Source organism: Collinsella aerofaciens (assembly GCF_040915545.1).
In the GTDB taxonomy this organism is placed as follows: Bacteria; Actinomycetota; Coriobacteriia; order Coriobacteriales; family Coriobacteriaceae; genus Collinsella; species Collinsella aerofaciens_BE.
The window spans coordinates 1-13,451 of the sequence record NZ_JBCPDH010000019.1 but is presented as its reverse complement, the minus strand read 5'-3'; the positions used below and the strand labels follow the sequence as shown (position 1 = coordinate 13,451).

Annotated in this window: 8 protein-coding genes and 2 rRNA genes; 4 read left to right on the top strand and 6 right to left on the bottom strand. The window is 58.0% G+C overall.

Annotated features, from left to right (window positions below; all coding sequences use genetic code 11):
• Nucleotides 1-99: 99 nt before the first annotated feature.
• Complete coding sequence (gene uvrA / locus AB5202_RS06955) at nt 100-2,979, bottom strand: excinuclease ABC subunit UvrA (RefSeq protein WP_368144041.1); 2,880 nt, start codon at nt 2,977-2,979, stop codon at nt 100-102.
• Nucleotides 2,980-3,172: 193 nt separating this feature from the next.
• Here uvrA and AB5202_RS06950 point away from each other — a divergent pair, with 193 nt between their 5' ends.
• From AB5202_RS06950 to AB5202_RS06935, 4 genes are all read left to right on the top strand, one after another.
• Nucleotides 3,173-5,326 carry an LTA synthase family protein gene (locus AB5202_RS06950; protein WP_368144042.1) on the top strand — a complete coding sequence of 718 codons (2,154 nt, stop codon included), beginning with the start codon at nt 3,173-3,175 and terminating at the stop codon, nt 5,324-5,326.
• Nucleotides 5,327-5,471: 145 nt separating this feature from the next.
• On the top strand, nt 5,472-6,302 hold the full coding sequence (locus tag AB5202_RS06945) for an Mrp/NBP35 family ATP-binding protein (RefSeq protein ID WP_117743842.1): 831 nt from the start codon (nt 5,472-5,474) through the stop codon (nt 6,300-6,302).
• Nucleotides 6,303-7,574: an NAD(P)/FAD-dependent oxidoreductase gene (locus AB5202_RS06940; protein ID WP_368144044.1), complete on the top strand. Its 1,272-nt coding sequence runs from the start codon at nt 6,303-6,305 to the stop codon at nt 7,572-7,574. It begins immediately after the preceding gene.
• A gap of 80 nt (nt 7,575-7,654) precedes the next feature.
• Nucleotides 7,655-9,295 (top strand): NAD(P)/FAD-dependent oxidoreductase, encoded by a 1,641-nt coding sequence (locus tag AB5202_RS06935; protein ID WP_368144046.1) that lies wholly within the window; start codon nt 7,655-7,657, stop codon nt 9,293-9,295.
• Nucleotides 9,296-9,360: 65 nt separating this feature from the next.
• On the opposite strand, the gene uvrB is transcribed toward AB5202_RS06935, so the two are convergent.
• The 5 genes from uvrB to AB5202_RS06910 all read right to left on the bottom strand — a co-directional run.
• Nucleotides 9,361-11,601, bottom strand: coding sequence for an excinuclease ABC subunit UvrB (gene uvrB, locus AB5202_RS06930; protein ID WP_035138903.1), 2,241 nt, complete (start codon nt 11,599-11,601; stop codon nt 9,361-9,363).
• Between the two features lie 51 nt (nt 11,602-11,652).
• Nucleotides 11,653-12,234, bottom strand: coding sequence for a lytic transglycosylase domain-containing protein (locus tag AB5202_RS06925; RefSeq protein WP_022093787.1), 582 nt, complete (start codon nt 12,232-12,234; stop codon nt 11,653-11,655).
• The gene (coaE, locus tag AB5202_RS06920) at nt 12,227-12,868 is read right to left on the bottom strand and encodes a dephospho-CoA kinase (protein WP_161145582.1); all 642 of its coding nucleotides are present in this window, start codon (nt 12,866-12,868) and stop codon (nt 12,227-12,229) included. Before coaE ends, AB5202_RS06925 begins: the two co-directional genes overlap by 8 nt.
• Before the next feature lie 192 nt (nt 12,869-13,060).
• Nucleotides 13,061-13,176 (bottom strand): 5S ribosomal RNA (gene rrf / locus AB5202_RS06915).
• 147 nt (nt 13,177-13,323) lie between these two features.
• Nucleotides 13,324-13,451 (bottom strand): 23S ribosomal RNA (locus tag AB5202_RS06910); the annotation flags it as partial.

Genomic DNA, 13,451 nt, shown 5'->3' with positions numbered 1-13,451 from the left:
ATTAAGTATATGTCCAATTCGGCTGCATACGTCACTTCGACACAGCAAGCGCCATCGAATCACAAGGAGTCGATGGCGCCCATAAACTGAATCGCCTATTTATTGAGCATCAAGTTGAGCCTGACGCTCCCGGTCACGCCTGAGCAACGGCGCCAAAAACTTGCCCGTATAACTCTGCGGACAGTCCGCAACCTGCTCCGGTGTGCCCGAAACCACAACGGTTCCGCCGCCGTTACCGCCCTCGGGACCCATATCGATCAGACGATCGGCAACCTTGATGACATCAAGGTTGTGTTCAATCACCAGCACCGTGTTGCCCGCATCGACCAAGCGCTGCAGCACATCGAGCAGCTGGCGGACGTCCTCAAAATGAAGGCCGGTCGTCGGCTCGTCCAAAATATAGAACGTCTTGCCCGTCTGGCGTCGATGAAGCTCCTTGGCGAGTTTCACACGCTGCGCCTCGCCACCCGAAAGCGTCGTGGCGGGCTGGCCCAGGCTCACGTAGCCCAAGCCTACATCGTACAGCGTCTGAAGCTTGCGCTTAATCTGCGGGATATTCCCAAAGAAAGCCAGTGCCTCGGCCACGCTCATGTCAAGTACGTCCGAGATGGTCTTGCCACGGTAGGTGACCTCGAGTGTCTCGCGGTTGTAGCGTTTACCGCCGCAAACTTCGCAGGGAACGTAGATATCGGGAAGGAAGTGCATCTCGATCTTGATCTGTCCGTCGCCCTTGCACGCTTCACAGCGCCCGCCACTCACATTAAAGGAGAAACGACCCGGCGAGTAGCCGCGCGCCTTCGACTCCGGCGTACTCGCAAACAGCGCGCGAAGATCATCCCACAGGCCGATATAGGTAGCAGGGTTGGAACGCGGCGTGCGGCCAATCGGCGACTGGTCAATATCGATAACCTTATCGATACACTCGATGCCCTCGATTTTCTTATATGGACCCACAGGGCGCGTCGAACGGTGAATGGCATTCGTAAGGGCAGGCGCAATGGTATCGGTAACCAGGGAGCTCTTGCCCGATCCCGACACGCCGGTAACAACCGTAAGCGTACCAAACTCGATCTTGGCAGTAACGTTTTTGAGGTTGTTGGCTCGAGCGCCCGTAATTTTAAGGCAGCCGCGACCGGGCTTGCGCCGTTCATCAGGCACCCGGATCATTCGTTTGCCGGTCAGATAAGCGCCCGTCATCGACTCAGGACACGCCATGATATCGGCAGGCGTTCCCGCCGCGACTACGTGTCCGCCGTTGACGCCGGCGCCGGGCCCCATGTCGATCACGTAATCGGCGGCACGGATTGTATCCTCGTCGTGTTCGACGACGATAACGGTATTGCCGATATCGCGCAGGCGCTCGAGCGTCTTAATCAAGCGCTCGTTGTCACGCTGATGAAGACCGATCGAGGGCTCGTCCAGAATATAGAGCACGCCCATGAGACCCGCGCCGATCTGCGTTGCCAGGCGAATACGCTGCGCCTCGCCACCGGAAAGCGTCGCCGAGGCACGATCGAGCGTCAGATAGTCGAGTCCAACATCGACCAGAAAACGCAAGCGCTCCAGGATTTCCTTGACGATGCGCCCGCCGATAAACTGTTGGCGCTCGGTGAGCTCCAGGCCCTCAAAAAACTCGAGCGACTCACGGCACGACAGGCAACAAACCTCGTAAATGGACTTGCCGCCCACGGTGACGGCGAGCATCTCAGGGCGCAAACGAGCGCCGTGGCAGCTCGAGCACGGTTCCTCGCGAATGTACTTCTCCAAGCGCGCCTTGGTGTTCTCGTTCGTCGTCTCGGTATAGCGTTCGTACAGGATGTTGCGAACGCCCGAAAACTTGGTATCCCACTGGCTGCGACGTCCGTCGAGCTTTTGGTAGTCGACCGAGATCTTCGTATCGCCCAGGCCATCCAAGAATGCACGACGCACGCGAGGGGGCAAGTCCTCCCACGGCGTATCGGTGCTCACCTTAATGTGTTTGCAGACCGCAGCAAAAATCTGCGGATAGTAGTTCGAATTGCCAAACAGGCTACCAAAGACTCCGTCGGCAATGGACTTCGAGGGGTCCTCGATCAGCGCCTCGGCATCAACGGTTTTCTTAAAGCCCAGGCCGTCGCACTCAGGACATGCGCCATAGGGAGCGTTGAACGAAAAATCACGCGGCTGAAGATCGTCAATGGAGTGACCATGCTCCGGGCACGCCAAGGCCAACGAATACTCCAGCAGCTCGCCCTCGGTCCCCTCGGGAGCATCACGATTGGGCAGCATGTACACGTTTACATTGCCGTGAGCCAGCGCGGTCGCCTGCTCAACAGACTCGGCGATACGGCCCAGAGAGTTCTCACGGATCACGATGCGATCGACCACGACCTCGATATCGTGCTTGAACTTCTTGTCCAGATCGATCGGATCGTCGAGCGAGCGCACTTCACCGTCGACACGCACGCGGCTAAAGCCCTCGGCACGAAGGTCCTCAAACAGTTTGGTGAACTCGCCTTTTCGCCCGCGCACCACCGGTGCCAGCACAAACGCGCGGCGGCCCTCCCCCGCCGCCAAGACCTTGTCGGCAACCTGGTCGGTCGTCTGGCGCTCAATGACGCGGCCGCATTCGGGACAGTGCGGGGTGCCCACACGGGCGAACAGCAGGCGCAGATAGTCATAAATCTCGGTTACGGTGCCAACCGTCGAGCGAGGGTTTTTAGACGTCGTCTTTTGGTCGATCGACACCGCCGGCGAAAGGCCGTCGATTGAATCCAAGTCGGGTTTGTCCATCTGGCCCAAGAACTGGCGCGCATAGCTCGAAAGGCTCTCGACGTATCGACGCTGGCCCTCGGCATAGATAGTGTCAAATGCCAGCGAGCTCTTGCCCGAGCCAGAAAGACCGGTAATGACCACGAGTTGGTCACGCGGAATGGAAACATCGATATCACGGAGGTTGTGCTCACGAGCGCCGCGAATAACGATAGAAGAATCAGACATGGAAGCTCCTTGCCTCCTATTGCATCGAATCATACTGCCGATGAGTTTAGCGCACTCGACGCGCACAGATGTTCGTAATACAAGATTCGCAGACCTTTAGCTTTGCGTATCGGGTGCTTCGTTTCTCGAAATGCCGTGGAAAGGTTACAGTAACCTAATACTGAACTTAATTTGCTGTAACAGAGGAACGTCCATGACCGAAGATATCCCCCTTGAAATCACTTCGAGCGACATGGCCAATCTGCCCATATTCATCGCCGTCCTTATCGTGGCCACCGTCGTCGTGCGCGTGTATTTTTCAATCAAACACAATGAAAAGCCGCCCATTGCCCGCGTCTTTTGGTGCGCGACGCTCCTCATCCCGCTCGGCGTGGTAGCTGCATGGATTACGAATCAATTGCTCGTAAATGAGGACAGTTCCCTATGGGTCCTTTCTTATTCGGCGCTCGGTGCTGCCGCCGTCATACTTCTTGTCGAACCCTTGGTTTCGGGACTTATCGACCAAACCGATCTTGCGACGGGAACGGTTGCCTGTATTTGCCGTGACATCCTTGTCATCGCCGCTGTTTCAGCGCTCTCGTTCGTTTCACTCGAAATTGCCTGTAACGAAACGTTCTATCGCATTCCCGCCAACTCATTCGGGTTTTCCGTCGGGCTGCTCGCGACGGTTCTGCTCTCCCTTTATTTGCTGGGACAGCGTCATGGAGGCGTCATGGCCCTCGTGCCCGTCGCCTGTTGCATCCTTGGCATTGCCGAGCACTTCGTCATAACGTTTAAAGGCGAGGCCATCCTGCCAAGCGATATCTTGGCCCTTGGCACCGCAATGGAGGTGAGCGAGGGATACGAGTTTACCTTTACCGCCGGAATCGTAACCTCTCTCGCCCTGCTGGAGATTTCCCTGGGGCTTCTTTCGCTTATCCGACCGAGAAAGCTCCGTACGCCCACCCATGTCTTCCCCGCAATCGCCGCCAACCTCTGCGCTTTTCTGCTAGTGACCGTTGTGGGGCTCTCGGGCTTTTCCAGCATCGACTTGGAGCAGGCGCTGAATTTTGGATTTGACCGTTGGCAGCCCATCACCACGTATGCGTCTCAGGGTTTTATCACTTCGTTCACCGAAATGGTCAACGAGTTGCCCATTGAGAAACCCGAAGACTATACGCCCGATGAGGCGCAGAGCATCGAGCAGGAGCTCGCCGCCACCTACGACAGCACGTATGGCTCGAGCGAGCAGCGCGCGGCGGCCGTTGCCCAGTTCAATGAAATCAAGCCGACGATTGTTGCCGTCATGAACGAGAGTTTTAGCGACCTTTCGTGCTTTGAGCAGCTCCAGGCGGCCGGGTACACCGGCCCCGCATTCTACAACTCGCTTCCCGACACACTTGTTCGCGGCACCATGCTCGCTTCGGTCGCCGGTGGCGGAACGGCGAACTCCGAATTCGAATTTTTAACCGGAGCGACAACGGCCTTTGTCGGATTGGGCAAAATCCCCTATCAGCTGTATCAGATGAATGGCGTCAACAGCCTGGCAAAGGACCTTAAAGAGCTTGGGTATACCGTTACGGCTATGCACCCGCAAAACCCCGTCAACTACCATCGAGATAAAATCTATCAGCAGCTGGGCTTTGGAGACTTTCTTTCAATCGGCAATTTCGAAGGTGCGCCCTGTTACCATGCCGGCGTATGCGACTACGCCACCTACGACAAGATACTCGACCTGCTTAGAACCGACGAAGCCCCACAGTTCATCTTTGACGTCACGATGCAAAATCACGGCGGCTACGACTATGGCACCGTTCCCGCCGAGGAGCTGACAAACTATTGGGTCGAGGGAGCCAGCGAGGGTGCCAATAGCGCGCTCAACACCTATCTTACCTGCATCAACGCATCCGACCGGGACCTCGAGTACTTTATCAACGAGCTCCGCAATATCGGCAGACCGGTTGTCCTTGTCTTTTTTGGCGACCATCAGCCGAGCGCCGCAACGACTCTCAACGACGAGCTGTACCCTCAGGAAGATACGGCAAGCCACGCTTTCCGTATCTATCAGTCGACATATTTCGTCTGGGCTAACTATGAAATCGCCGGCAATACCGAGCTCAACGTCTACGACACCGTCGGGGCAAACGAGATTGCAGCCATTACCCTTAATAAGATCGGCGCCCCGCTCACCGACTATCAAAAGGCTCTGCTTGCAACAAGGTCAGATGTGCCCACCATCAATGTCGCCGGCTACCTTGGTGCCGACGGGCTGCGCTACGACTTGGAATCTGAAGACAGCCCATACGCCTCGACGATCGACAAGCTGCAGCGCATGCAATACCTCGAGTTCGCCAGCAAAGTTCAGTAAGCCCGCCCATTCGCTTGGACCCATCGTATTGCAAGCACGCTCGGCCCAAATGCATCGCAAATGACTCCCGCTCGCAAACGAGGGTACAATGACGCTCGTGTCACACCACGGGGCCCCGGCCCCAACATATACAAAGGAGTCATACATGGGTTGCGAGCACGCACAGGCCGCCGGCGGACAAACGTCGCCGTCGCAATTTGAGGAGAACACGCTGTCCGAGGTCAAACGCGTCATCGCCGTGCTTTCCGGCAAGGGCGGTGTCGGCAAGTCGTTTGTCACCGGTGCCATCGCCACCGAGCTTGCCCGTCACGGCCACAAGGTCGGCGTCCTCGATGCCGACATTACCGGTCCCTCTATCCCCAAGATGTTCGGTATGAGTGGACGCCACGTCCATGCCCTTGGCAACCTTATGCTGCCCGAAATCTCCGAGCACGGCGTCAAGGTCATGAGCTCCAACCTGCTGCTCCAAAACGAGACCGACCCCGTCCTTTGGCGCGGTCCGGTCATCGCAGGCGCCATTAGGCAGTTCTGGAGCGAGACCTCGTGGGGCCCCATCGACTACCTGTTGGTCGACATGCCTCCGGGAACAGGCGACGTCGCTCTCACCGTCTTCCAGTCACTGCCCGTCGACGGCATCGTCATCGTCACGAGCCCGCAGGATCTGGTCTCGATGATCGTCGCCAAGGCGGTCAACATGGCCGAGAAGATGAACGTCCCCATTCTGGGCATTGTCGAGAACATGAGCTATATTGAGTGCCCCGACTGCGGCAAGAAGATTGAGGTCTTTGGCAAGAGCAAGCTCCCCGAGGTCGCAGATCGCTATAACCTTGACATCTTGGGCCAGCTTCCCATTAATCCGGCACTCGCCGAGGCCTGCGATAAGGGCGAGGTCGAGACCGCGCTGCCCGATGACATGTTGCCCAAGGCAGTCTCTGCCGTCGAGGCCATTACCCCGCACGAGACCGACGAGGCCTAAGTGAACGCGAGCGCCTTCTATGACGTCCTGGTAATCGGCGGCGGGGCTTCAGGCCTCGCCGCTGCCATTACGGCCGCACGCGCTGGCAAAAGCGTCTGCATCGTTGAGCGCGATGTCGCCTGTGGCCTTAAGCTCCTTGCGACCGGTAACGGCCGCTGCAACCTCTCCAACGAATCGATTGATCCTCAGCGGTATAACCACCCCGCATTCGTCGAATCCGTCATGGGCCCCCAACCCGAACAAGAGCTTATGGGTTTCTTCTCCTCGCTGGGCATCATGACAACCTCCGAGGAAGGCCGGCTGTACCCGCGCTCCCTTCGCGCAGAATCGGTGCGCGACGCGCTTCTCAACGTTTGCGACCGCCTAGGTATCACCTTAATCTGCGGAGCCAACGTTGCCTCGGCGCACAAAGTTTCCGAAGGCTGGGCACTCCAAATAGACCGTCCTGCGCGGGCGCTCAAGGCAAAAAAGCACGACGACCGAAAATCGGAGCTCCGCTCGCTTCGGAAGGCACTCGCCGATGTCCCTCGCAAGAACGAGGCCCTGCAGGCGCATGCCGTAATTATCGCCACGGGCGGCAACCCCACCGGTATCGCCGATACGTTTCGCCTCCCCCTCACTTCGCTGCGCCCCATCCTCTGCCCCGTATCGGCAACGGTCGTCGGCGATCGGGCAGCACTCAAGACGTTGGATGGTCTGCGCGTCCGCGCCCGCTTGACGCTCACCCGTAACCATAGTGAGCTCTGGCACGAAGACGGTGAAGTACTGTTTCGAACCTTCGGCATCTCGGGCGTCGCTGTCTTCAACCTCTCCCGTCGTATCCAGCGCGGCGATACGATCCTGCTCGACGTTTTCCCCGACCTCTCTAAAGACGAGTTGCTCGATATGCTCAACCGGCGCGTTAAGCTGCTCGGCGGCTTTTCGCCCCGCGATCCCCGTTGGCTCGACGGCATGCTCGCCCCGCAACTCTCCCGCGTCGTCTGTACGGCGTTCGAGCAGTGCCATCCAGGCTCCAACGATGTCATCCACCTGGTCTCGATTCTCAAGCACTTTAAGTTGCTCGTCGAGGGAACAGCCGAGGAGCGCTCGGCGCAAGTCACGCGTGGTGGCGTATCTGTCGAGAGCATCTCAACACCCAGTCTACGCGCGCGCTGCGTTGTCGACGCCCCGCTTTACGTCTGCGGCGAAGCACTCGACATCGACGCCGATTGCGGAGGCTTTAACCTTGCGTGGGCCTGGCTCTCGGGCATTCGCGCTGCAAGCAGCTTGTAGCCGCGCAGTCTATAATCAAAAACGCATTCGGGCCGTCTGGAATACCGGACGGCCTCTTTCTTGCCTCTAAGGAGACCTCGATGATCGAAATCACCCAAGTCAACGCGTCGCTCGATGAAGCCGGCGATGAAAATGCCTGCCTCATTGTTGGCAAGCGAGTCGCCAAGCGCATCCTACGTTGCAAGGACTCCGAGATCAAGTCCATCGAACTCCACCGCAAGTCAATCGACGCTCGCAAAAAACGAGACGTCCATTTTATCCTGAGCTTTCGTGTTGAGCTGACTAGTCCCCACCTCGAGCGAGAAGCGGTCGACAGCGTTGCCGAGCGTGACCGCTCGCGCGTACGCGCGATAGAAGACGATGAGCCTTCATTCCCCTCCCCCGTCTCCGACGCACCTCAAGAACGCCCTGTCGTTGTCGGCGCCGGATGCGCCGGCCTTTTCGCTGCGCTCACGCTCGCCAAAGCAGGTCTTAAGCCCTTGCTTATCGAGCGCGGCGACCCAGCATTTCGCCGCTCGCATGCGATCGATCTCTTTCTAAAGGAGCGCATTCTCGACCCCGAGAGCAATATCCAGTTTGGCCTAGGCGGCGCGGGGACCTTCTCGGACGGCAAGCTCAATACGGGAACCAAAAATCCCGCCCATCGCCTTATCCTCGAAACCTTCGTCGAGGCGGGCGCGCCCCGCGATATTCTGTGGGATGCCAAGCCGCACATTGGCTCCGACATCCTTCCCACGGTTGTCACCGCTATATCCCAGCGCATCGAGCAGCTCGGAGGTGTCGTCCGTTATCGAACAAAGCTCGTCGACATTCACATCGACGCGTCTGGCGCCATTACCGGTATTGATGTCCAATCGTCCCAAGACGCCGCTTGCGAGCCAATCGAGACAAAGCACCTCATCCTCGCCTGCGGGCATTCTGCTCGCGATATTTTTGAGCTCCTTAAGGACCACAACGTGGCCCTCGCACAAAAGACCTTTGCCATGGGCGTTCGCATCGAGCATCCGCAGCGCGACATCGACCGAGCCCAATATGGAGCCTTGGCGGGACATCCTGCCCTCGGAGCAGCCCCCTACAAGCTCGTCGCCCATCTTCCCAACGGCCGCAGCGTGTTCTCGTTTTGCATGTGCCCCGGCGGACAGGTTGTCGCCGCCTCTTCCGAGCAGGGCCACCTGTGCGTCAACGGCGCTAGCCTCAATGCCCGCGACGGACGCAACGCAAATGCCGCCTTGCTCGTTAACGTCACGCCTGAGGACCTTCCCAACGATGACCCGCTCGCCGGCATCGAGCTCCAGCGTGCCTGCGAGGCGGCCGCCTATCGCCTGGGCGGTTCCAACTGGAACGCACCGGCACAACTCGTCGGAGATTTCCTCGCAGGACGCGCCAGCAAGGCGCCCGGAAAGGTAAAGCCCACCTATCCGCTCGGTGTGACCTGGACGGCAATTGACGAAGCCCTGCCGCAGCATATCGTCGAGTCGCTCCGCCTGGGACTTCCCCTACTCGGAAAAAAGCTACGAGGCTACGACCGTCCCGATGCCGTTCTTACCGGCGTGGAGACTCGTTCGAGCTCACCTGTCACTGTCACCCGAGACCGAACGTGCCATGCCGTGTCGACCCCGGGCCTCTACCCTTGTGGTGAGGGAGCTGGATATGCTGGCGGCATCATGAGCGCGGCCACCGACGGCATCCGTTGTGCCGAAGCCCTGATCGCAGACCTCTAGCGCACGAATTCCAGCGCGCAAAAGACACAGGCCCCGAGCTCCACAGGGAACTCGGGGCCTGTTCGCTATTTCTTAAACCGTGCACCCTGGCGTTTTCTGCCCGATGCGAACGTGGAACCCTTGCGGGCCTGCGAACGTAAGCGCTCGATCGTCTCGTCCTCAGACGCGCCCTCGAGCATCGCCCGAATCTGAACGACGGCATCGCGCAGGCGCGCCGCCTCCTCAAAGTCCATGGCGGCAGAAGCGTTGCGCATATCCTCTTCCATGGTTTCGACGATCCGCACAAGCTCGTCATGCGGCAGTTCTTCCAACTGCTCCGCAAGTGTCTGCTCGGGTGCCACCGTTTCCGGCACGCCGCCCTCGCCCGACTCATCGGGCGTATAGAATGCGCCATGGCCAAGGGAGTCGCCCTTCGAGCGCCCCTTGGAACCCACGGTTTTTTCGGCCTCGGCAATAAAACTTGAGATGTCGTTGATGGCCTTGCGCACTGTCTTGGGCACAATGCCATGCTCTTCGTTATATGCCATCTGAATCTCGCGACGGCGCTGCGTCTCCTCGATGGCCTCTTTCATCGAATCGGTCACAACGTCTGCATACATGATGACTTCGCCATCGGCGTTACGGGCCGCACGGCCAATCGTCTGAATCAGCGAACGGCGGTTGCGCAAGAAGCCTTCCTTATCGGCATCGAGAATTGCCACCAGTGAGACCTCGGGAAGATCCAAGCCCTCGCGAAGCAGGTTGATGCCAACGAGAACATCGATCTTGCCCTCGCGCAGCGTTCGCAGGATCTCGACACGGTCCATTGTCGCCGTATCAGAATGCATGTAATTGACCTTAATGCCCGCATCAAGCAGATGGTCGGTCAGGTCCTCGGCCATGCGCTTGGTCAACGTGGTCACCAGCACGCGCTCCTTGCGGGCAACGCGCTCGCGAATCTCGTCCTCAAGATCGTCAATCTGACCGCGAACCGGACGCACATCGATCTTGGGATCGAGCAGACCGGTCGGACGAATAATCTGCTCCACGTCGTTTTGGCTCACCCGCAGCTCGTAATCGCCCGGCGTGGCCGAAACATAGATAAACTGGGGTATCCTTGCCTCAAACTCATCGAAACGAAGCGGGCGGTTATCGAGCGCCGAGGGCAGGCGAAAACCGTGTTCCACCAGCGTCACCTTACGCGAGCGGTCACCTTCGTGCATGCCGCGAATCTGCGGCACCGTCACATGGCTCTCATCGATGATGCAGAGCATATCCTTGGGAAAGTAATCGATTAGGGTAAACGGCGGCTCACCCGGCTTGCGACCGTCCAGATGACGCGAGTAGTTCTCGATGCCGTTGCAAAAGCCCATCGTCTCGAGCATCTCAAGATCATAATCGGTGCGCTGCTGCAGACGCTGCGCCTCGAGCAACTTGTCGGTCGCCTTGAGCTCCGCCACGCGCTTCTCGCACTCTTCGCTGATCGATTTCAGAGCCGCCTTGACCTTCGGCTTCTCGGTCACGTAGTGCGATGCCGGCCATACGGGGATGGCCTCGTACTCACGCAGCATTTCACCGGTGACCTCATCGATCTCGGCAATCAGCTCGACCTCGTCGCCAAAGAACTCAAACCGCAACGGATGCTCGGCATAAGGCGGATACACGTCGACAACATCGCCGCGCACGCGGAACGTGCCGCGTGCAAGGTCATAGTCATTGCGATCATATTGAATGTCGATAAGTGCATGGATAAAGTCATCGCGCTCGAGCGGCACCTTCTTGTCGACGTTTGGAGCCAGACCCGCATAGTCCTCAGGAGAGCCAATGCCATAGATACACGAGACCGATGCGACAACGATCACATCGCGTCGAGAGAGCAGCGATGCGGTCGCCTGATGTCGCAGCATCTCAACCTCTTCGTTAATCGAGGAGTCTTTCTCGATATATGTATCGCTTTGCGGCACATACGCCTCGGGCTGATAGTAGTCGTAGTACGAGACGAAGTAGACCACAGCGTTGTTGGGAAAGAACTCTTTGAGCTCGCTCGCAAGCTGAGCGGCGAGCGTTTTATTCGGAGCCATGACCAGCGTCGGCTTTCCCAGGGCCTCAATAGTCTTTGCCATCGTGAAGGTCTTGCCCGAACCAGTCACGCCCAACAAAACCTGATAGCGGTCTCCGTCCCTCACGCCCTGAACAAGCGACTCAATGGCCTTAGGCTGGGAACCGGCAGGCTCATAGGGAGACACGACCTTAAACGGCACGTCAGAGCCTTCAACGCCAAAGCGCTTAAGTTCACCACCAACGCGTTCTACTTCAAATTCCGCCATGGATACTCCTAACTCATATATCTGCAGTATACGCAGGCGGCAGGCATAGTCCTATACGAACCGATCGGGATAGAGGGTCTTGTAGCGAACCCAGGCATTATTGACACGAATCAGATACGCCTGCGTCTCGGGAAAGGTGATTGCATTATGAAGCGACGTACTCTGCTGCGCCCATCCGTCGACATTGCCCATGCCGGCGTTATAGGCGGCAATGGCACTGTCAGTCGACCCGTTAAAATACGCTAGAAGATACGAGAGATACGCACAGCCAAACTCGATATTCGTAGCCGGATCGTTAAGGTTGTCGGCCGAATACTCGCCACCGTCGACAAGGCCCTTGGCGATCATATCCTGGGCAGTCTCGGGCATCAGCTGCATCAATCCCTGAGCACCCTGATTCGACTCGGCCTCGGGATCCCAATTCGATTCAGACTTAATGACAGCGCACACCAGATACGGATCCAGATTATGCGAAATACTGGATTGCTTTACATACGCCTCGTAGTCAATCGGATACAGCGGCTTAAAGAAAGCGGCAGGAGCATACGAGTAAACGAATGAGATGAGGCCGAAGGCAAAAACGGCAGCCAGCGGTATAAGGCGATACCACGTAAGGAAACGTGTCTTAGGCATCGGCCTCCTCCTTATCCACTACATCCCCGAACCCATGGCGCGAAAGCCATGCGTCCAGTTGTTCAAAGAGCGAGTTATCGTCTGCCGCATTGTCAATCACAGTTGTAGCGAGATTGCACAGCGCAGACTCTTCGGGCTGGCAAGCAGAACGGGCATCGAAATCAGATGGCTCCATGCCACGTTGAATAGCGCGCTCGCGACGAACTGACAAAGGGGCGCTGATGACCAAAATTTCATCAGCCAAGCCAAATGCATCCTCAAAACCAGTCGGAGCAGAAACCTCGACCACTGCAAAGCGATAACGAGGAGATGAAACCGTACAACAAACCGGATCGAGAATCCTAAGCGAAAGCTGTTCAATCAGAACGGGATGCACAATGCCATTGAGCCGTGCGACCGAATCAGGAGAAGCAAAAGCTCGAGAAGCGAGGATGTTGCGGCGAATGCCGCCATCCTCATCCAAAATGTCCCAACCGAATTCATCCGCGAGAGCATTGACGATATCAGAGCCCGGAACATACAGCGATTTTGCAAGCTCATCCAGATCGATTAGCATAGCGCCACGAGATTCGAAATAGCGGCAGGCAGTCGACTTACCCGAAGCAATATTGCCCAAGACAAATACGGTAAACATCAAGCCCTCCCTAACGCCAATGCGAGTAATTATCGCTCAAATACACTAGAAGGACTCAAAATACAGCCAAACAGTAAGAGCGCATACGGGGGAACTAGGTCTCAAAGTACAACGTGTATATAACGTAAAAAGGGGGAGGCCGCGAGGCCTCCCCCTTCTCCAGTTTCGGATGACGGCTCGGTGCCGTCCACCGGTCAGCGGCGCCCTGGCCTCCCACGGGCTGACCCCGCAGTACTCTCGGCGCGATGGGGCTTAGCTTCCGGGTTCGGAACGGGACCGGGCGTGCCCCCCATGCTCTGGCCGCTGACCGGTGGGCGGCGCCCACCGTTACGGTGTCCGGTATCGCATACACGTGCCCTGGGGGCCGCATGGCGTATAGGAAAGGGAACTGACTCGGGGGCATCCTCGTGCCCGGACCGCGCGTGAGCGCTGGGTCCCGCGGGCCGCGAGGTGCGGTTCCGGAAGAGCTCGGGCGATTAGTGCGGCTCGGCTGAGGCTGTCGCCAGCCTTGCACCTGCCGTCTATCGACCAGGTAGTCTACCTGGGCCCTTACCGGAAGGAGAACTAATCCCTGGAACGGCTT